We start from the raw sequence: 19,669 nt of genomic DNA on the forward strand, positions 1-19,669 counted from the left end.
GACTGTCAGGCGAGTTCTCCGAGCACGAGTGAGAGTGAGATCACATCTTCGCCGCGGAACCTCCGGTGGGTGTGTCACCGGTCATCATCTCTGGGGAACGGTGGCGTAGGGCGAACTCGGGGTTTTTCGACGGGCTGCTAACCCACATTATTCATGAACCATACTCGCAAGTCCACGACAGCCTCGTTTTCGACCCTCTTCCCTCTTTGAAGACTCCGCCGATCATCAACACCGCGTTCAACTGCTGAAGATCTCGGCGACGGCGGCCTGACGCCTCTTTTCGGACACACCGATCCATCGAGAGGACTGGTCGAGGCGATTTTCGCGGGAAGCTGAACCGATTACGGGACTGCCGCACTCCAGATCGCCCTGTGGAGCCTCCGACTCCATCAGAGACAGCAATGCGTCAGACAAGTCGGCCTCCACCAACAAGCTGGGCGCAGATCCGCGACGCCGCGCGTCAGGCCAGCAACTCGTTCACTTTGGCGATGAACGCCTCCCGATCGATCGGCTTCGCAAAGAACCCGTCCGGCGGCGGCACCTGGGGCCGGGTGCTCATGAACTGCTTGAACGGTTCCGGGTCGCCGCCGACGCCGGTCACGGCCGTGACCATCACGACCGGGATCGACTTCAGCTCCGCGTTTTCGCGCAGGTTGCGGTAGCAGCGGATGCCCGACTCCTCGGGCATGGTGATGTCCAGGCAGATCAGGTCGGGCTTCTCGGCCTGCGCCTTGGCGAAACCCACCCGTCCGTTCTCCGCGGTCATGGTCCGGAAGCCCGCGTCGTTCAGCAGCATCTCCAGGTAGGTCACCACGTCCGGCTCGTCGTCCACGATCAGGATCTTGCGGGACCCCGCTTTGTCCGGGCTCATCTCTCTTCTCCTTCCGGCTCCAGGCGCCGGGGCCTGTCGAGCCTGGTGTGTATCGATCCTGGGTACGCTAGTCCTTCTTCTGCGAGCGGCGCAGGATCTCCAGCGCCTTCTTCATGGCCTCGGGGCTGGCCTGGCCCATGCTGTCCTGCAGCTCTTCCCGCAGGCCGATCTTCTCCTCGCCGGCGTCCTCGACCTCGAGGCCCAGGGCGCGCTTGATGCTCTGCACGTAGCTCTTGGGGTTGACCGGCTTCTCGAGATAGGTCCCGGGGCCGGAGATGACCCGGTTGTCGAGCAGGTCCTGCAGGTCCTCCTTGCCCATCTCGTCGCCGGCGTGGGCGGTGACCACGAGCACGGGGATGCGCGCCAGCTTCTTGTCGCGCCGCAGCTCGTAGAGCAGCTTGTGCCCGGACATGTTGGGCATGATCAGGTCCAGGGAGATGAAATCGGGCGGTTCGCGCCGGACGAGCTCCAGGGCCTCCCGGCCGTCCCCGGCCGTGACCACGTTGAAGCCGGCGTCCTGCAGGATCATGGCCAGGTAATCCCGGACGTTGGGCTCGTCGTCCACGACCAGCACTGTCTTGTCAGCGGCCTGCTCCATGTCGTTCCTCCTGTCTCGTGTGCGCGATCGCTTCAGGCTGCCTCGTCGTCGTCCAGGCTCGGCAGCCGGTCCCGGGGAAACTCGAGCCGGAAGACGGAGCCTTCGCCGACCGTCGACTCGAAGGAGACCTTGCCGCCATGCTGTTGCACGATCTTGCGCGTTGTCAACAGTCCGAGGCCGGTACCCTTGTTGGCCCCCTTGGTTGAAAAGAAGGTGGTGAAGACCTTCTTGTGGATGTCGTAATCGATGCCGGACCCGTTGTCGGCCACCTCGATGACCAGGGCGCCCTCGCCTTCGCGCGTGCGGACCACGACCCTGCGGTCCTTCCGGTCGCAGATCTCGCAGGCGTCCAGGGCGTTGGAGACGAGGTTGTCCAGGCAGGACTGGATGCCGCCTTCGTCCATCAGGGCGTAGGGGATGCCTTCCTGGAGCTCGGCGTCGAGCGTGATGCCCGACATCGCAGCCTTGTCCCTGAACAGATCGACCACCTTCTGCGCGATCAGGTTGGGATCGACCAGCTTGACCTCGGGCTTGCGCCCGCGGGCGAACTCGAGGAACTCCTTCACGAAGGTCGAGATGCGGTCGATGTTCTCCTCGAGCATCTGCCAGCCCTTGAGCATGCGTTCGTTGTCGCCGTTGCGCATGCCGGAGCGGAAGGCGTACATCCCCCCGTCGATGCCCATCAGCACGTTCTTGATGCCGTGCGCCAGGCCGGCCACGGTCTGACCCACCGCGGCCAGGCGTTCGGCGGTGATCTTCTCGCGCTCGAGTTCCTTGACCTCGCGCCTGTCCTGGGCGATGACCGCCCCGCCGAGCAGCTTGCCGTCCTGGTGGAGATTGATGCCGGCCAGCCGGACGGGAATGGTCTCGCCGTCCAGGCTGGTGATGGTGGTCTCGTGCAGCAGGACGGAGTCGTCGCCGGGGCCGCCGGCCTGCTGCAGCTGTTTCGGCAGGATCTGCGGCGGGACCTTCTTGCCGATCAGGTCCGCGCGGTCGGCCCGCCAGAGCTCCTCCGCGGCCCTGTTCATCAGCACGACCTGCTGGTTCTCGTCCGTGACCACGATGGCGTCCAGCGAGTTCTCCACCAGGGCCTTGCGGAAAGCGCTGGCGCGGAAGAGCTCGGCCTCCATCTCGGTGGTCGTGGTCACGTCCAGGGCCATCTCGATGACGTGGGTGATATCGCCGTCGCCCCAGAGCAGCGGGGCGGTGGAGACCACGTAGTGCGTGGGGGTGCCGTCCCGGCTCGTGCCGACGTGCCGCGAGGTGTAGGAGCCGCCGTCGGCGAAGGTGCGGGCGGCCGGGCAGTCCTCGCATTCCCGGTGCTGGTGCTTGAACAGCCTGTAGCAGTACTCGCCACGCGGTTCGCCGAAGGTGCGGCGGAACATCTCGTTGGCCTTCACCACGCGCCGGTCGCGGTTCAGCACCGTGACGTAGCACGGCACCTTCTCGAACAGGGTCTGGTATTCGCGCTGCAGGCGCTTCGTGGTGGTCAGGTCGGTGGTGATGGCCGCCACATGGGTGATCTCGTCGTCGGCGTCGGCCAGGGGGGTGAGCTGCGCCATGTAGTGGACGGTCTGTCCGTGCAGGTCCAGGCCGCTCTCCTCGAGCACCCTCTGGCGGCCGTCGGCGAAGGTGGCGCGCGTGGGACAGTCCTCGCATTCGTCCGCGCGGTCCTTGTAGACCTCGTAGCAATGCTTGTCCCGGCTGGGCCCGAACACCTCCTCGAAGGCGTGGTTGCAGCGGACGATCCGCAGGTCGCGGTCGATAACGACCACGCCGTGCGGGATCTCGTCCAGCAACCTGTCGCCCTGCAGGCTCTGCCAGGTGGGGACGGTCACGGGTTCATCCCTTTCGCCTCTTCGAGGCCGGGGCCTCCGCTGCCGCCGGCCCGGGCCACCGACCGGGTCCGCCTGATCAGCTCGTCCTTGTCGTCGAACCGGTTCCGGTGGCAGGTGGCGCATCGACCCAGGTGGGGTTCGCCGGCGGCGGCATCCTCCTGCAGATGGCACCGGAGGCAGAGGCCGTGCATCGCGTCCAGGTAGCCGGGGGCCAGGCCGGCCGGGAGCTCGATGGTCGCGCGCACCAGTGTCGCGTCAGGACGAGGGGGGCGATGGCAATCGTCGCAGGCCTTGGCGGCGGCGCGGCTCTTGGGGGCGTCGGCGTCGACGTGACAGGTCGCGCAGCTCTCGCGTCCGCCGAGCGCCGTCTCGTGGCGGGCGTGGGAGAAGGTGTCGGTCGTCTCGAACATGTCCCGGTGGCATTGCGCGCAGGAGGTGGCCAGGTCCAGCGGCACGTTGCGGTGATGGCAGAGCGCGCAGGCCGTCTGGCCGCCCAACCTGCCCTGGTGGGCCTCGTGCTCGAAGAGGACATAGCGTTCAGCGCCGCCGCTGTCGATCAGGATGACCGGGTGCAGATCGACGCCCGCGTCGAAGGGGGTCTCGCCGCTGCTCGCCACGAGCTCGAAATCGTGTCCGGGGCCCGACGGGTTCTGCGCGCGCACGATCAACGCGTTCTTCGGCGCAGCGACGGGGGCGGCCCGGGTGCGTTCCCGCACGGCGACCTGCGCCTCCACCAGGATGACGCCGGCGATCGCGCCGACGACCAGGGCCAGGACGGCTCTCTGCCCGCCGCCGAACCAGGGCGCGCCGATGTACTGGCGTCCCACCGGGTCGAACGCCGTGCGCGCGAAGAGGTCCGGCGCCGCCGGCGGCTCTTCCCATATCCGCAGCCTCTCCACGCAGAAGAGGAAGACGAGCGCCAGGCCGGCGACGATGCCGAGGCTGGTGACGACCTCCGTCAGGGCCGGCACGTAGGCCTCGCCGGTGATCGCGACGTGGGAGATGCCGCCCACGTCGGCGCGGTGCAGGACGAACCCCGCAACCACCAGCAGGGCGCCCCAGCCGTGGGCCCACGGCTGGCCGCGGGATTGCGGGAGCGTGAACAGCAGGATCGGGAGCACGGCGCTCAGGGCCAGCTCCAGCCAGAACAGGACGGCGAAACCCGAGCCGTCCACGGCGTGGCCGAGCATGCCCCGCACGCCCAGATCGACGAGCCGCACCACCAGGTACAGGCCCAGCACGACCGCCGCCGCGCGGGTCAGGCCGCCGAAGAGCTGCCATTCGGCCTTGCGCCGGTACAGCCAGGCGGAGACCACGCCCTCGAGGGTGACCATGCCCAGGCCGAGGGCGACCGCCGAGATCAGGAACAGGGGAGACTGCAGGGGGCTGTACCAGAGCGGGTGCATGCGCCCCTCCGTCAGCAGGAACATGGTGCCGAGCGACGACTGGTGCAGGGTCGACAGGCAGATGCCGGTGATCACCAGGGGCAGCACCAGCCGCCGCAGGAGACGGACCACCGGTTGCGCCCGGCGCCACCGCTCCAGGGCGGTCGGCGCGAACTCCAGGGCCAGCACCGTCGTGTACAGCATGACGCACATCGCCACCTCGAACAGCGGCGAGTGCAGGTTCTGCTGAAATACCGGCCGCCAGATGTTCCAGGGGCGGCCCAGGTCGACCAGCAGACCGATGATCACGCCCAGGTAGCCGAGAAAGGCGGTCAGGATCGCCGGCCGCACGATCCCGTGGTAGCGTTCCCGTCCGAAGATGTGGACGGCGGCGGCCAGCACGAAGCCGCCGGCGGCCAGGGCCACGCCGGACAGGACGTCGAAGCCGATCCACATGCCCCAGGGCGTCGTGTCGGTCAGGGCCGTGGTCAGCCCGAGCCCCAGGGCGTAACGCACGCCCACGACCACCGCGGCGGCGCCGACCAGGCACCAGAGTGCGGCCTTCGTGGCGATCAGCCGGCTGTTGGTGGCGGTATTCTCGCTCACGACTGCTCCTCGTCGCCGGGTGTGACTGTCTCTGCGGCCGCCGGGCCGGCTGCCGTCGCTGCCGCCGCCTCGGCGGCCAGCTTCTGCCGGCGCTTGATGACCCAGTGTATGCCGGCCATGGCCATGCCGACCGAAACGAACGTCGTCGGCACCGTGTGCAGCACCATGTCCGCCAGTTCGGGCACGGCGTCGCGGGGCAGCTGCGACGGCCAGCCGGCCTGCACAAGGTCCACGTCGGAGATGTACAGGACCGACGTCCCGCCCACCTCGTGCTCGCCCCAGACATGGTCGATATAGCGGTTCGGATCGTCCCCGATGCGCCGCCTGGCCTCGGCCAGCAGGTCGTCGCGCGCGCCGAAGATCGTGGCGCCCTCGGGGCAGGCGGCGGTGCAGGCCGGCTGCTTCAGCTCGCCGCCGGTGATCTTCTCGTAGCAGAGGATGCACTTGCGCACGCGCGGGTTGGCCGACCCCCACTCGTAACGGGTCATCCGGAACGGGCAGGCCACCATGCAATAGCGGCAGCCGAGGCAGATGCTCGGATCGTAGGCCACCACGCCTTCGTCGGTCGTGTGCAGGGCGCCGACCGGACAGGCCGCGGCGCACCCCGGTTCCAGGCAGTGCCGGCAATGGACGCGCACGTGCCGGTTCCCGGTCCGCGCGATGGTGGTCCAGCGCGTGGAGGACAGGTCTGTGGCGGCGCCCTGCCATTTGCGGGGCGTGTCCCGCAGGCCGGTCTCGTTGGTGACCTTGCAGGCCAGGACGCACTCCTCGCAGCCCGTGCATTTGGTCACGTCGGTCAGGATCGCGAAGGAGCTCATATCGGTTCGTTCTCCTTGGCCAGGGCGATGGCGACCCGGCGGCCGCTCTCGGCCGGGAAGTGCCAGCCGACTTCACCGAGCAACTGAGTGAGGGGTGCCAGGACGCAGTGCACGATCTTGGACAGGGGCGTGACGACCAGGGCCAGGTTGCCGGCCAGCATGTGCACCAGCAGCATCGTGCGCGGCGCAAGGGGGGACGCGGACGGATGCGCGGCCCAGTAGCCGCTGGCGGCCAGCGCGAGCAGCAGCAGCAGGATCCCGGCGTCGCCGGCGCGGGACAGATCGCGGCTCGCCTTGACCAGCAGCCGCTCGAGCAGGATGACGGCCAGGCCGGCCAGCGCGAGATAGGTGAACGCGTCGGACGCCCCCCGGCCGAGACGCGGCCACCACGGGGGCAGTATCGCTCCCCAGAGCGTGACGTGCCCGACGTAGAAGAGCGGCAACAGCAGGATTCCCGCGTGGAACAGCAGCGAGGCGAGGCCGTAGAGCGGGCGCAGGCGCAGCAGGCGCCAGGGCAGCAGCCAACGTGCGGTCGCGCGCAGGACGGTGCGGTGGGGCAGACGCCTGTCGCCGGCCCGTCGCTGGGCGGCGGCGATCTGCCAGGCGGCGGTTCCGAAGCGGTAGGCCAGCCCCAGCAGGCAGATGGCCAGGCTGATGCGGAAGAGGGGGCCACGGGCCAGGGCGATCCAGGTGTCCATCACTTCTCCTCCGCTGTCGTTGCGGTCTGCGCGGCCGATGCGTCCCCGCCGTTCTTGGCGACGACCATGAACTCGGGGGGGTCGATGGCCTCCAGGATCAGGTCGTGCAGGCCGCAGACCCGGACGTCGAGCCCGTGGTCCTGGCAGACCTCGGCCACCTGCTTCTTGCAGTTGGCGCACGGGGAAACCACGATCTCGGCGCCGGTGGCGCGGATCTGATCGGCCTTGGCCTTGCCGCCCGTGAGGGTGCGGAACTTGCGGATCTCGTCGATGGAGACCGTGCCCCCGCCGCCGCCGCAGCAGTAGTTCTGCTGACGGTTGGGCGTCATCTCCACGAAGTCGGCGCAGATGTGCCGGAGGATCTCCCGGGGCTGCTCGGTGATCCAGCCGCTGCGGGCGATGTTGCAGGGGTCGTGGTAGGTCACGCGCTGCTTGATGACCGATTCCCTGAGCTTCAGCTTGCCGGCCCGCCACTGCGCGTGGGTGTACTCCATGATGTTGATCACCGGGGGCGCGTCCTCGCCGCCGCAGAAGGTCGGCACGAAGACCTTCGCCGAGCGCGAGGCGTGGCCGCACTCGCCGATGAGGATCTTTTGCGCCCCCAGGCGCCGCACTTCGGCCACCTCGTTGCTGACGATGCGGTCGAGCAGGCGGTCGCTGTAGAACAGGCCGTAGTTGATGCCGTCGAAGTTGTGCGTGCCGATGGTCCAGGAAGCGCCGGTCGCCATCATCACCGCGGCGTTGCCCATCAGGGTGTCCGGTTCGAGCAGGTAGTCGCTCACCGCGGGAAAGAACACGTACTCGGCGCCCGCGACGTCGAGGGGGAACGCGATCTTCAGACCGTGCAGGTCGACGCAGTCCTCCACCAGGAACTCGCAGGTGTCCTGCATCGCGGGCGCCGGGATGGCGGACGTGTTGTGCGTCTTGCCGTCGAGCTGCTCGCGCGTCGCCACCACCAGGGCCTTAGGCGTGATTCCGATCTCGGCCAGGATCCAGCGGGCCAGGTGGGTGATCAGGCCGTGGTCCACGCCCAGCGGGCATTCCAGCTTGCAGCGCCGGCAGGCGGTGCAGCGGTAGTAGTCCTCCGCCATCCGGCTGATGTAGGCGTCCGTCAGGACGAAGGTGTCGCCCAGCCGGGCCCGCAGGTTGCCACCGAGGGTGAAGTAGCGGCGATAGACCTGCAGCAGCAGCTCGCTGCGCTCGCAGGGGATGTCTCGCTGCTCGCCGGAGACCTGATAGACCGGGCAGGTGTCGGCGCAACGGCCGCAGCGCGCCTTCATGCGGGCGGCGGCGTCCAGGACCGGCGCATAGTTGGAGTGGGCCAGGATGGCCGCGAAGGCGTCCAGGAAGCGTTGCGGCAGTTCCCGGTCGTCCAGATCCTCCAGGTAGTAGGAACAGGCGATGGCCATGTCTCGACTCCGGTTTGAACCTTCCGGGATTTCCCGCCCGGGTGCCATGAATTCGATCGGACCGAAGGCATGGAACATGCCGTTCTTGATCATAGTCATTATTTGTTTGTTATCATTGATGTTACATGTAATTGACAAATTGTCTTTATCGTGTTATGTGTTCGAAATGTCACGATATTGGAACGGCACCTGATCCATTCTTGCAACTGTGAGACACATCGGCTACCCTTGGAGCAGCACTGGCAAAGTCGTACACGCGCAGGAGGTCGTGATTTGTCGTCGGCCCTGGACCCCAGATATGGCTCGTTGATCTTCGAGCACATCCCGCACGGGATCTTCACCGTGGACGAGTTCGGCGCCATCACGGGCTTCAACAGCGCCGCCGAGCGGATCACCGGCTGGGAGCGCGCCGAGGTGATCGGATCTCAATGCGCCAAGATCTTCCGCTCCGACCATTGCGAGCACGCCTGTTTCCTGCGGCACAGCATCGAGCGGGGTGAGCAGCACCGGGACGAGGAGGTGACCATCACGCGCAGGGACGGCAGCGAGCTGCTGGTCTCGGTCAGCACCGCCGATCTCAAGGACGAGCGCGGACGCGTGGTGGGCGGCGTGGAGATGTTCCGCGATCTCACCGTCCTGGCGGAGCTGCGGCGCCGGCTCGAGGATCGCTATACGGACGAGGACATCGTCACCAAGAGTCCGGCCATGGACGGCGTGCGGGAACTCGTTTCGCTGGTATCGCGCAGCGAGAGCACGGTCCTGATCGAAGGCGAACCCGGCACCGGCAAGGAGCTGGTGGCCCGCGCCATCCACAACCTCGGCCCGAGGCGGGAACGGCCCTTCGTGGCCGTGAACTGCGGCGCCCTGCCGGATAGCCTGGCCGAGTCGGAGCTGTTCGGTTACGTCAGGGGCGCCTTCACCGACGCGCTCAAGGACAAGCCGGGTCGATTCGCCATGGCCGAGGGAGGGACCATCTTCCTGGACGAGGTGGGCGAGATCACGCCGGCGATACAGGTCAAGCTGCTACGCGTGCTGCAGGAGCGGGAATACACGCCGCTGGGCGGCGTCGCGCCAGCCAAGGCCGACCTGCGCGTCCTCGCTGCGACCAACCGGGACCTCTCCTCGGAGGTGGGCTACGGCCGCTTCCGCCAGGACCTGTTCTTCCGCCTGAACGTCGTCAGGATCAACATTCCGCCCCTGCGGGCCCGCCTGGAGGACCTGCCGCTGCTGGTGGACCATTTCATCCGCCGGTTCAACGTCCTGCAGGGCCGGCGCATCGCCGGCATCAGCGAGCGGGCCATGAGCCAGCTGTTGGGGTACGACTATCCGGGAAATGTGCGGGAACTGGAGAATGCCGTCGAGCATGCCTTCGTCGTCTGCGGCGCCAGCGTGATCGAGTGCGAGGACCTGCCGCCGCATATCCTTGGGGAGAACCTGTCCGCGGTGGCCGACGGATACGTCGCGCCCTCCCGTCCGGTGCGCCCGCTGCGTGACGCCGAGGCCGCCGCGATTCGCCGGGCCCTGACGCAAAGCGACGGCAACCGGACCCGGGCCGCCCGCCACCTGGGCATCTCACGCAACACCCTCTGGCGGAAGATGAAGCGGTACCGGATCGAATGAGATCCGCGGGACTTCAACGGTCTCGACGATCCGGATCGCGGTGCTTTCCGTCAGCTCCCCTCGCGCAACAGGTCGAAGGGCGTCTGCACGTTCTCGACCAGGACTTTCATCTCGTCGATGTCGAAGGCGCGCATGGTGTTTGTGCGCACGTTGCCGAGCGCGGACAAGGTGTAGGCGAAGGTCGCGGCCGCCTCGTCGCTCTCGGCCTCGAAGATATGGACCAGATCGTACCGGCCCACCGTCCACAACGTGTGCAGGATGTTGATGCCATGGCTCTTGATCTTTTCCGAGAACGCCTCGGCCCGGGCCGTGGTCTTGCGGAGATTCTTGATCCCGGTGTCCGTGAACACCAGCAGGCATACGTACTTGGCCATTGTTCCCTCCTGTTCGTTCGAACCACCCTTTGCTCCATTCTAGCATGGAGTTACGCCGCCGCACAAACGGATTGCGCCGCCATTCCTCTCGGAATACAGGTGTTACGCTGTCCGGGTTTCACGGGCGGAAGGGGTCTGTGACGGACGGTTCCCGGCTGTCGTTGCATCGACCTCCACCCTTGTGCTAGAATCCGCTGAAATCACATCAGGCCTGCACCTTGGCTGCACATCCGCTCTGCAATCTCTCGTCCGACCAGTTCACCCACCTGCCTCGAAGGGGGGGCGCACCGTTGAAGAATGAGCCTGTTCTTCTGGTCGCCACCTCTCTGCTCACTGCGAAAACGGCTTTGCTCGGACGAATCCGCGCCGCCACGGACCGCGTCCCCCCTTCCAGGAGTTGCGTCTGTCATGACCGTTAATGCACGACCCGTTCTGGTCATCGGTGGGGGGATCGCGGGCATGACGGCGGCGGTCGAGATCGCCGAGGTCGGCCATCGCGTCGTCCTGGTGGAGAAGGAGGCGTATCTCGGCGGGCGCGTGATGCGCACGCACCGCTACTTCCCCAAGATGTGCCCGCCCACCTGCGGGTTCGAGATCAACGTGCGCCGCATCAGGCAGAATCCCCGCATCACCGTGCACACCCTGGCGACGGTGGAGGAGATCACGGGCCACGCGGGAAACTTCTCGGCCCGGATCCGCATCCGGCCCCGGTACGTGACCGGGCAGCTATCGCTGGACGACAGCCTCGCGGAGCAGCTCGAGTCCGAGCGGGACAACGACTTCAACCTCGGCATGGACCGCACCAAGGCGCTCTACCTCCCGCACGAGATGGCCTATCCGGCGCTGCACGTGCTCGATCGGGACGCCCTGTCCGAAGCGGACGCCGCCCGGCTGGCGGAGGCCTGCCCGCCCGGCGCCGTCGATCTGGACATGGCCGAGGAGGAGATAGAGATCAGGGTGGGCGCCGTCATCGTGGCGACGGGCTGGAGGCCCTACGACGCCACCCAGCTCGACCACCTCGGCTTCGGCCGCTGCCGCAACGTGATCACCAACGTCATGATGGAACGGCTGGCCGCTCGTTCGGGGCCGACCGGCGGGAAGATCCTGCGGCCGTCGGACGGGCAGCCGGCGCAGAACGTGGCCTTCGTGCAATGCGCGGGTTCGCGGGACGAGAACCACCTGCCCTACTGCTCGGCGGTCTGCTGCATGGCGACCCTGAAGCAGGCCCGTTACCTCCGCGAGAAGAACGAGACCGCCCGGGCCACCGTCTTCTACATCGACATCCGCACCGTCGGCCGGCTGGAGAAGTTCTACCAGGACATGCTGTCGGACGAGCACGTCGCCTTCGTCAAGGGCAAGGTGGCCCTGGTCGACGAGGATCCCGAGACCCGGGAACTGGTCCTGGACGTGGAGGACACCCTGGCGCGGGAGACCTTCCACCCGCGCTTCGATCTGGTGGTGCTGGCGACCGGCATGGTTCCCAACACCGCCGACGTCGAGATCCCCTGCGAACTGACCTACGACGCGTACGGCTTCGTCGACGGGACGACCGAGACCCCCGGCGTGTACGCTGCGGGTTGCGTCAGCCATCCCTGCGACGTGTCCCGCGCGACGAAAGAGGCGACCGGGGCCGCACTCAAGGCGATCCAGTGCCAGTACGGAGGAGTCTGAGCCCATGGCGGAAAAGATTGGCGTCTTCATCTGCACCGGCTACGGCATCGCCGACGCCCTCGACATCGAGGCGCTGGGCAAGGTGGCCACCGACGAATGCGGCGCGGCCTTCTGCAGGACGGTGCCGTCCTGCGAGGGGACGGACCTGGACGCCATCGTCCAGGACATCGAACGCGAGGAGCTGGACGGGGCGGTCATCGCCGGGATCTCCGCCCGCCGCTACGAGGACCACCGGCTCCCGGCGGGAGTGGTCGTGGAGAAGGTCGCCCTGCGCGAGCACGTGGTGTGGTGCCAGCCTCCCGGCGAGGAGGACACGCAGATGCTGGCGGAGGACTACCTCCGCATGTACATCGCCAAGGTGGGCAAGATGTCCTGCCCCGAGCCGTTCCGGCCCGAGGAGCCCATCGACAAGACCATCCTGGTGGTCGGCGGCGGGGTGACCGGCCTGACGGCGGCGCTGGAAGCGGCCAGGACCGGCTACGAGGTCCGCCTGGTCGAGAAGTCCGCCCGGCTGGGCGGCTGGTTGGCGAAGCAGCACCGGTCGATCCCCACCCGGCCGCCGTACCGCGAGCTGGAGGACACGGGCGTCGAGGCGCTCGTGGCCGAGGTCGCTGGCCATCCCCTGATCCGGGTGTACACGTCGGCCGTCACGAGCGGCATCTCCGGGGCGCCGGGCCTGTTCGACGTGACCCTGCGGACGGCCGGGAGCGATGAGTCCCCCCCGCAGGACCTGGACGCCTTCCGCGTCGGCGCCGTGATCCAGGCCACCGGCTGGCGGCCGGTGGATCCCCGCGGGAACCTGCCGTACGGTCAGGTCCCCGACGTCGTCCTGAACGTGGATCTGGAGGAAATGGTCAAGGCAGGGGGCGCTCTCACACGCCCCTCCGACGGCAAGGAGGTGACGCGCATCGCCTTCATCCAGTGCGGCGGCAGCCGGGACCCGCAGCACCACTCCTACTGCTCGTCCATCTGCTGCCTCACCTCGCTCAAGCAGGCCCTGTACCTGCGCGAGCGCAACGTCGAAGCCAAGGCCTTCATCTTCTACGAGTTCATCCGGACCCCGGGGCAGTACGAGGACTTCTACCGCCGGGTCCAGGAGGATCCGGGCGTCTTTTTGACCCGGGGCGACGTCACGGACGTCGCGCGCGGTGGGGACGGGCAGCTCGTGGTCTCGGTGCGCGACACCATGCTCGGCGAGCACGTCCGGGTGGAGGTGGACCTGGTGGTGCTGGCGGCGGGGATGAAGCCCAACGCCGCGGACGGGGAGGCCATCCGGGCCCTGGAGGACGCCAAGGTCGCCGCCGCCGAGGGGGAATCCGAGATCCAGCGTGCCGAGGCCGCGGCGAAGGTCGAACGGCTGAAGACTCACGAGGGAACCAAGATCCTCAACCTGGCCTACCGCCAGGGCCCCGATCTGCCAGCCCTGGAGTACGGCTTCCCGGACTCCCACTTCATCTGCTTCCCCTACGAGAGTCGGCGCACCGGCGTCTATCCCGCCGGCTGCGTGCGGCAGCCGATGGACGGCCGGTCCAGCCGGGACGACGCCACAGGCGCGGCCCTGAAGGCGATCCAGTGCGTCGAGATGACCTCGCGCGGCGAGGCGGTCCATCCCCGGGCGGGGGACAGGTCCTACCCGGATTTCTTCATGCAGCGCTGCACCCAGTGCAAGCGGTGCACCGAGGAATGCCCCTTCGGCGTGCTCAACGAGGACGAGAAGGGCACGCCCCTGCTCCAGGCTACCCGCTGCCGCCGCTGCGGGATCTGCCTGGGGGCCTGTCCCGAACGCATCGTCTCCTTCAAGGACTACTCGGTGGAGATCATCGCGTCGATGATCAAGGCGGTCGAGATACCGGACGAGTTCGAGGAGAAGCCGCGCATCCTGGCGCTGATGTGCGAGAACGACGCGGTGCCGGCCCTGGATCTCGCGGCGCAGCACCGCCTGCGGATCACTCCCTTCGTGCGGGTCGTCCCCGTGCGCTGCCTCGGATCGGTCAACGTGGAGTGGGTCAACCAGGCCGTGTCGGTCGGCTTCGACGGCGTGCTGCTGATCGGCTGCAAGTACGGCGACGACTACCAGTGCCACTTCATCAAGGGGAGCGAGCTGGCCAACGCACGCGGCGAGAACATCCGGGAGAAGCTGGAGAAGATGGCCATGGAGGAACAGCGGGTGGAGATCCATCAGCTGGAGGTCGACGAGTACGATAAGCTGCCGGCGATCTTCGCGGACTTCGCGGAGGTGATCGAGGGCATCGGCATGAATCCCTTCAAGGGGATGTGACGGGCGCGCGGAAGTCGCGTCGGGTCGGAGGGGACGGGACAGTGGCTGAAGCCGAGAAGAGCTCGTGGACGGCGACGGAGACGGAGGCGGGCGGGAGACCGCCGGCCGCTCCCGCCGTCGCCGGCCGGCCGGCGCTGGTGGAGCCGGATCTGACGTTCATCCACACGCTGAGCCGTCGGATAGGGCAGAACTACAAGAAGTGCATGCAGTGCGGCACCTGCGCCGCTACCTGTTCCCTGTCGCCGGACTCCGCCTCGTTCCCGCGCAAGGAGGTGATCTGGGCCGCCTGGGGGTGGAAGGACCGCCTCGTGCGCGACCCCGACGTCTGGCTGTGCTACCAGTGCAACGACTGCTCCACGCGCTGCCCCCGCAGCGCCCATCCGGGCGACCTCCTGGCGGCCGTCCGCCACGAGAGCATCATCCACTTCGCCCGGCCCAGGTTCCTGGCCCGCTGGGTGAACGACATCCGGTACATCCCGCTGCTGCTGGCCATCCCGGCGCTGCTGCTGGGACTGGCGCTGCGGCTGCGCGATCCCCTCGCCGCCGCCCTGGGCATCACGGAGCGCGCCGATGACCGGATCGTCTACGCCTACTCGAGCCACTTCCCGCACTGGCTGATCAACGGCCTGTTCCTGATCTGCGCCGCCCTGGTCCTGGTGGGGGCCGTCTTCAGCGTCGCGTGTTTCTGGCGGAGCATGAAGGCCGCGCTCGAGCGGGACGTCGGCGCGACGCCGGTCCAGGGCGTGTGGCCGAGCCTCGTCGCCACCCTGAGGAACGTCTTCACCCACGACAACTTCTCCGTCTGCACCACGGCCCACATCAGGTACCTGTCCCACCCCTTCATCTTCTACGGCTTCCTGGCCCTGACGGTGGTGACCCTCTGGGTGATCGCCGCCGGCATCAACCCCTTGATCCGGGGCGAGTTCATCTACCCCTTCTCCTTCTGGAGCCCGTGGAAGATCCTGGCCAACCTGGGCGGGCTGTCGGTGTTCGCCGGCTGCGTCCTCACCATTCGCGAGCGACTGTTCGGCACCGCCTACAACACCGCCGGCAACTACTACGACTGGTCGTTCCTGGTCACACTGATCCTGGTGGCGCTCACGGGTTTCGTCACCGAGGTGCTGCACTACTTCCGGATGGAGCCCCACCGGCACGTGGTGTACTTCGTGCACCTGATCTTCGTCTTCGCGCTTCTGGTGTACATGCCCTATTCCAAGTTCGCCCACGTGATCTATCGCACCACGGCCCTGGTCCTGGCCGAGAGCTTCGGGCGCAAGCGGGGCGCACCGCCCCTCGCCGAGGCGGTAGCGGAAGAGGGGGGTGACGCGTCGTGAGCGTCGACGGGAAGTCCAGGCTCCTGCGGAACCTCGCCATGGTGGCGATCCCGCTGCTGATCATCGTCGTGCCCGTCGGGTACAGCATCTACACCTTCGTCCTCGCCCGGGACGCGCGGGAGGCCGGACCGTTCCTGGAACTGCCCGCCGCGCCGCACGAGGGCTGCGTCAGGGAGACGGAGTTCATGCGCTACCACCACTGGGAGCTGCTGAGGCAGGTCCGGGACGAGGTCGTCCGGGGCGGCGTCAGGGGAGAGATCTCGCTCGACCGCTGTCGCGAATGCCATCCGAACAGGGATCGGTTCTGCAATCGATGCCACACGGCGGTGAGCCTGCAGCCCGATTGCTTCGGCTGTCACTACTATCCGGCCTCGCCGGCGGCGGACGCCGCGGGCGAGTCGCGGGCCGAAGAGGGGGTGAGGGAGGCATGGACCGACGGGAGTTCCTGAAGACCGGCGGCCTGTTCCTGGTGGGGACGCCGTGCGTCTACGGCCTGATGGCGATGGCCGCCCCCCGGCCGCACGAGGCCGGCGCGACCGACGCGCGCCGCTGGGGCATGGTGATCGATCTCAACAGGTGTCCGGCGGACTGCAGCGCCTGCCTGGAGGCGTGCCGCCGGGAGAACAACGTCGCCGTGCACGGCGACCGCCGGTGGGACATCCACTGGATCAGGAAGGTCACGATCAGGAAGAAGCACGAGGCCGATGCTCCCACCAGGACCCTGCCCCTGCTCTGCAACCACTGCGATCACCCGCCCTGCGCCCAGGTGTGCCCCGTGCAGGCCACCTACAAGCGCGCCGACGGCATCGTGATCGTCGACCATCATCGTTGCATCGGTTGCCGGTACTGCCTGATCGCCTGTCCCTACAACGCCCGTTACTTCAACTACCGGGAAAACGACGAGTGGCCCAACAAGGCCTACCCCAAGCGCTCGCACGGCGTGGCCGAATCGTGCAATTTCTGCGCCCATCGCCTGGACCAGGGGCGTCCGCCGGCCTGTGTGGAGGCGTGCCGGGACAGCGGGGCGGGCGCGCTGAAGGTCGGCGACCTCGACGATCCGGACAGCGAGATCTCCCGGTTGATCGCCGACAACTCCGTCAAGAGGATCAGGGAGGACCTGGGCACCGAGCCCAAGGTCTACTACATCGGACTCTAGCCGCCCGGATTCGTCACGATTGAACCGGGTCGAAGGCGGCGCGATGGAAATCGACTATGAACCGATCGCGGGCAGATCGACGGGTTATTACCTGCTGCTGACGGCGCTGCTGGTGCTCGTCGCGGCGGGGGTGACCGCCACCGTGCTGATGATCGCGTACGGTATCCATCTCTCGGGCATGACCAACCGCGTGCCTTGGGGCCTGCAGATCGTGATGGCCATCTTCTACATCGGGCTGTCGGCGGGTTCCCTGGTGGTGTCGGGCCTGTACGGTATCTTCGGCAAGCTGGAGTACAAGCCGTTCGCGCGGATCGCCGCCTTCCTCGCCATGCTGTTCCTGATCGCGGGTCTGTTGTCGATCGTCACCGATCAGGGCCGGATCGACCGTGTGTTCGTCCAGCCCTTCGCCCACTTCAACGCCACGTCCATGTTCTCGATCAACCCGGCCCTGTACATGGGGCACATCATGATCTGCATCTTCTACATGTGGGCCCTCTTCAAGGAAAAGGGCCGCCTGACCAAGGTGACCTCGGTGACGGTCGTGCTCTGGGCCCTGTGCGTCCACACCGGCACGGGCGCCATCTTCGCCTTCACGCCCCGCGAGCTGTACAACACGGCCCTGCTGCCGCCGAGCTTCGTGGCGGCGGCCCTCTCCTCGGGCGCCGCCCTGATGATCCTGGTCCTCGTCTCCCTGTTCCGGATCACCCGTCGGCATCTGGACGTGGCGCTCGTGATCTGGCTCGGCCGTCTGCTGGCCGTGTTCATCATCGTGGCGATGTACGTCATCCTGATCGAGAACGCCCACCGCTTCTATCTGATCGAATCGCGGGAGGCGACGTCGTACTACCTGTTCAAGGGCTACCACGCCGTGCTGTTCTGGGGCGGCTTGATCGTCGTCGGGTCGGTGGTCCCGGCCGTGCTGCTGTTCAGGCGGCGCACGGGGACATCGGTGCCCTGGATCGTGTTCTCGTCCGTCCTGGTGGTGGTCGGCGTCCTGTGCGAGAGGTACCTCATCGTGCTGCCGGGACTGGAACACCCGCCGAACCTGTTCCCCGGCATGGAGATCATCGCCTCGGCCCTCGACGAGGGGATCGTCACCTATTCCATCAGCCTGCTCGAGATCCTCCAGGCCCTGGGCGTGTTGAGCCTCATCGGCTTCATGTTCGTCCTGGGCCTGAAGTACCTTCCCCTGCTGCCCACCGAAGCGCGGGCCCACGGGCAATCCCAGATGCTGAAGGACCTGATCGCGCGGGCCACCGCGAATGCCGAAGCCGAGCCGACGAGTCCCGCGGTGTGATGCGCGCGGTGAAGTCTCAGGGGACCCCGGCGACGAGGCGGTACAGCTTCATCCCGCCGTCCGTCCACGTGAGCTGGGCGCCGTGGATCGTGAACATGTTGGTCAAGACGTACTCGTAGTCGGCCTCCAGGAAAGGCGCTATGTCGCCCGCGAGGTAGGCGTCGAACTGCGCCACGTTCACGGCCAGGGCCGCTTTCGGCATCCGCGCGAGCGCGCCGCCGGAGATGGGCCGGCCGTGGACCGTCTGGTAGAACATGGCCTGCTTGGGCCCCGAGATCGCGTCGTAGACGGCGCCGCCGCCGGGCCGGCGCGCCAGCGCCTCCACCCAGCCCGGGATCTCCGTCCGCGTCACGGGCCCGGGCGCGGGCCACAGCTCGACGACGAGCAGCAGGACCAGGGGGAGCGAGCGCCGTCCCAGTTTCTTCGCGGCGAACGCCCCGAGCACGCTCGCCGCGAGCGCGACCACGATCGACATGCGCACCGGCACGCCGCCCAGGGCCAGCGGCGGGCAGACCCGTTCCAGCAGCTCGTACGGCATGGGGACCGGCAGCGCCCGGCCGAGCACGGTGAGACGCTCGCCGAATCCCAGCACCAGGAAGACCGTGAACACGGCCCACCAGCGCCGGCAGCGGCCCCGCCAGGCCGCCAGGGCGATCAGGCCGAGGCCGATGTTCACGCTGTGCTCGTTGACCTCTCCCGCGATGCGCGACCAGATCGGCTCCGTCAGGGAGGCGAAGCGCCAGTGTCCGCCGGGGACGATCAGGGACAGGGGGTCGAGCGGGTAGAGCGCCGGATCGTGGGCCCCCTGCAGCTCCTGGCCGCGCATCGCGAGCAGGACCGCCGCCGCGAGCACGCCCGTCGTCGCCGCCGCCGGTACGAGGAAGCGCGGCAGGGCGCGCCACGGCACCTTGCGTGCGGCCAAGAAGACCGCCGTGAGCAGGCCGCAGTACATGGCGAAGTAGTAGTCCGTCAGGGCCACGGCGAACAGCGCCAGGGCGGCGGCCAGTCCCCGCCGCCAGGACGGCGCCTCCTCGAAGCGCAGCCAGAGCAAGGCGTACAGGGGCAACAATTCGGTGGAGATCAGGTTCATGTGCCCGGTCGCGTGGGCCCAACGGAAACCGGTGAAGGCGAAGGCGTAGCCCGCGAAGAGGCCGGGGGCGTCGGCGCCCGTGCAGCGGCGCGCCAACCAGTAGCAGGTCGTGCCCGATACGGCGAAGCTCAGCACGATCAGCAGGTTCTGCGTGGTGATCAGGTCCAGGGGCAGCAGCGCGCCCAGCCATCCCTTGAGCGGCACGTAGGTGTGCAGGAGCAGCGAGACGCCCTCGGGATGGAACAGCATGTCCGTGTGGGCGATGTCGAACGGCTGCTGACGCGCGAGCCACAGGTTCCAGGCCATCACCAGCCCGTCGCCCTGGTCGAACCAGGAGTGGGAGCGGAACGTCAGCGCCTGGGGCCAGGTCTGGACCGCCCAGCACACCGCGTAGAAGACGGTGATCAGGAGCGACCGCACGGAGTGGCGTCGCCACATGTTCGACATCGCGCGGGTCATCACTTCAACAGCGCCACCTTGCCCGTGAACGTCTCGTCGCCGATCGCGAGCCGGAATAAATAGACCCCTTTGCCGGCCCGCCGCCCGCCGTCGCCGCGGCCGTCCCAGACGAGGGCGTGCGGGCCGGCGGCCAGCGCGTCTTTCCCGATCGCGGCGACGCGGCGCCC

At 67.7% G+C, this 19,669-nt stretch carries 16 protein-coding genes; 7 read left to right on the forward strand and 9 right to left on the reverse strand.

Annotated elements, in window-relative coordinates; translation table 11 throughout:
* Nucleotides 1–460: 460 nt before the first annotated feature.
* From KJ554_11895 to KJ554_11925, 7 genes are all read right to left on the reverse strand, one after another.
* A complete protein-coding gene (locus tag KJ554_11895; GenBank protein ID MBU0743033.1) occupies nucleotides 461–871 on the reverse strand; it encodes a response regulator in 411 nt (136 codons plus the stop codon).
* A 67-nt stretch (nucleotides 872–938) separates the two neighbouring features.
* On the reverse strand, nucleotides 939–1,469 hold the full coding sequence (locus tag KJ554_11900) for a response regulator (protein ID MBU0743034.1): 531 nt from the start codon (nucleotides 1,467–1,469) through the stop codon (nucleotides 939–941).
* Between the two features lie 32 nt (nucleotides 1,470–1,501).
* On the reverse strand, nucleotides 1,502–3,307 hold the full coding sequence (locus KJ554_11905) for a PAS domain-containing protein (protein MBU0743035.1): 1,806 nt from the start codon (nucleotides 3,305–3,307) through the stop codon (nucleotides 1,502–1,504).
* Nucleotides 3,304–5,298 carry a polysulfide reductase NrfD gene (gene nrfD, locus KJ554_11910; GenBank protein ID MBU0743036.1) on the reverse strand — a complete coding sequence of 665 codons (1,995 nt, stop codon included), beginning with the start codon at nucleotides 5,296–5,298 and terminating at the stop codon, nucleotides 3,304–3,306. Before nrfD (KJ554_11910) ends, KJ554_11905 begins: the two co-directional genes overlap by 4 nt.
* On the reverse strand, nucleotides 5,295–6,116 hold the full coding sequence (locus tag KJ554_11915) for a 4Fe-4S dicluster domain-containing protein (protein MBU0743037.1): 822 nt from the start codon (nucleotides 6,114–6,116) through the stop codon (nucleotides 5,295–5,297). The genes nrfD (KJ554_11910) and KJ554_11915 overlap by 4 nt, the downstream gene beginning before the upstream one ends.
* A complete protein-coding gene (locus KJ554_11920; protein MBU0743038.1) occupies nucleotides 6,113–6,814 on the reverse strand; it encodes a respiratory nitrate reductase subunit gamma in 702 nt (233 codons plus the stop codon). Before KJ554_11920 ends, KJ554_11915 begins: the two co-directional genes overlap by 4 nt.
* Nucleotides 6,814–8,223: a (Fe-S)-binding protein gene (locus tag KJ554_11925; GenBank protein MBU0743039.1), complete on the reverse strand. Its 1,410-nt coding sequence runs from the start codon at nucleotides 8,221–8,223 to the stop codon at nucleotides 6,814–6,816. The genes KJ554_11920 and KJ554_11925 overlap by 1 nt, the downstream gene beginning before the upstream one ends.
* 273 nt (nucleotides 8,224–8,496) lie before the next feature.
* Here KJ554_11925 and KJ554_11930 point away from each other — a divergent pair, with 273 nt between their 5' ends.
* Nucleotides 8,497–9,843 carry a sigma 54-interacting transcriptional regulator gene (locus KJ554_11930; protein ID MBU0743040.1) on the forward strand — a complete coding sequence of 449 codons (1,347 nt, stop codon included), beginning with the start codon at nucleotides 8,497–8,499 and terminating at the stop codon, nucleotides 9,841–9,843.
* Between the two features lie 50 nt (nucleotides 9,844–9,893).
* Here the strand turns inward: KJ554_11930 and KJ554_11935 are convergent, their stop codons facing one another.
* Complete coding sequence (locus KJ554_11935; GenBank protein ID MBU0743041.1) at nucleotides 9,894–10,217, reverse strand: GYD domain-containing protein; 324 nt, start codon at nucleotides 10,215–10,217, stop codon at nucleotides 9,894–9,896.
* Between the two features lie 408 nt (nucleotides 10,218–10,625).
* Here KJ554_11935 and KJ554_11940 point away from each other — a divergent pair, with 408 nt between their 5' ends.
* The 6 genes from KJ554_11940 to nrfD (KJ554_11965) are packed head-to-tail and all read left to right on the forward strand — an operon-like array spanning nucleotide 10,626 to nucleotide 17,953.
* A complete protein-coding gene (locus KJ554_11940; GenBank protein MBU0743042.1) occupies nucleotides 10,626–11,888 on the forward strand; it encodes an FAD-dependent oxidoreductase in 1,263 nt (420 codons plus the stop codon).
* Between the two features lie 4 nt (nucleotides 11,889–11,892).
* A complete protein-coding gene (locus KJ554_11945) occupies nucleotides 11,893–14,166 on the forward strand; it encodes a hydrogenase iron-sulfur subunit (GenBank protein ID MBU0743043.1) in 2,274 nt (757 codons plus the stop codon).
* 41 nt (nucleotides 14,167–14,207) lie between these two features.
* Nucleotides 14,208–15,500 (forward strand): quinone-interacting membrane-bound oxidoreductase complex subunit QmoC, encoded by a 1,293-nt coding sequence (gene qmoC, locus KJ554_11950; protein MBU0743044.1) that lies wholly within the window; start codon nucleotides 14,208–14,210, stop codon nucleotides 15,498–15,500.
* The gene (locus KJ554_11955; GenBank protein MBU0743045.1) at nucleotides 15,497–15,949 is read left to right on the forward strand and encodes a hypothetical protein; all 453 of its coding nucleotides are present in this window, start codon (nucleotides 15,497–15,499) and stop codon (nucleotides 15,947–15,949) included. Before qmoC ends, KJ554_11955 begins: the two co-directional genes overlap by 4 nt.
* Entirely contained in the window at nucleotides 15,928–16,656 is a 729-nt protein-coding gene (locus KJ554_11960; protein MBU0743046.1) for a 4Fe-4S dicluster domain-containing protein, read from the forward strand. The genes KJ554_11955 and KJ554_11960 overlap by 22 nt, the downstream gene beginning before the upstream one ends.
* A 43-nt stretch (nucleotides 16,657–16,699) precedes the next feature.
* Entirely contained in the window at nucleotides 16,700–17,953 is a 1,254-nt protein-coding gene (gene nrfD, locus KJ554_11965; protein MBU0743047.1) for a polysulfide reductase NrfD, read from the forward strand.
* A 16-nt stretch (nucleotides 17,954–17,969) separates the two neighbouring features.
* On the opposite strand, the gene KJ554_11970 is transcribed toward nrfD (KJ554_11965), so the two are convergent.
* The gene (locus KJ554_11970) at nucleotides 17,970–19,502 is read right to left on the reverse strand and encodes a hypothetical protein (GenBank protein ID MBU0743048.1); all 1,533 of its coding nucleotides are present in this window, start codon (nucleotides 19,500–19,502) and stop codon (nucleotides 17,970–17,972) included.
* Nucleotides 19,503–19,669: the final 167 nt, after the last annotated feature.

This window comes from bacterium (assembly GCA_018814885.1).
GTDB lineage: Bacteria > Krumholzibacteriota > Krumholzibacteriia > LZORAL124-64-63 > LZORAL124-64-63 > JAHIYU01.

Bases quoted from the DNA above. Each gene is read 5' to 3' on its own strand.
- KJ554_11895 (MBU0743033.1), bottom strand. From the start codon at position 871: ATGAGCCCGGACAAAGCGGGGTCCCGCAAGATCCTGATCGTGGACGAC.
- KJ554_11900 (MBU0743034.1), bottom strand. From the start codon at position 1,469: ATGGAGCAGGCCGCTGACAAGACAGTGCTGGTCGTGGACGACGAGCCC.
- KJ554_11915 (MBU0743037.1), bottom strand. From the start codon at position 6,116: ATGAGCTCCTTCGCGATCCTGACCGACGTGACCAAATGCACGGGCTGC.
- KJ554_11920 (MBU0743038.1), bottom strand. From the start codon at position 6,814: ATGGACACCTGGATCGCCCTGGCCCGTGGCCCCCTCTTCCGCATCAGC.
- KJ554_11925 (MBU0743039.1), bottom strand. From the start codon at position 8,223: ATGGCCATCGCCTGTTCCTACTACCTGGAGGATCTGGACGACCGGGAA.
- KJ554_11935 (MBU0743041.1), bottom strand. From the start codon at position 10,217: ATGGCCAAGTACGTATGCCTGCTGGTGTTCACGGACACCGGGATCAAG.
- KJ554_11940 (MBU0743042.1), top strand. From the start codon at position 10,626: ATGACCGTTAATGCACGACCCGTTCTGGTCATCGGTGGGGGGATCGCG.
- KJ554_11945 (MBU0743043.1), top strand. From the start codon at position 11,893: ATGGCGGAAAAGATTGGCGTCTTCATCTGCACCGGCTACGGCATCGCC.
- KJ554_11960 (MBU0743046.1), top strand. From the start codon at position 15,928: ATGGACCGACGGGAGTTCCTGAAGACCGGCGGCCTGTTCCTGGTGGGG.
- nrfD (MBU0743047.1), top strand. From the start codon at position 16,700: ATGGAAATCGACTATGAACCGATCGCGGGCAGATCGACGGGTTATTAC.
- KJ554_11970 (MBU0743048.1), bottom strand. From the start codon at position 19,502: ATGACCCGCGCGATGTCGAACATGTGGCGACGCCACTCCGTGCGGTCG.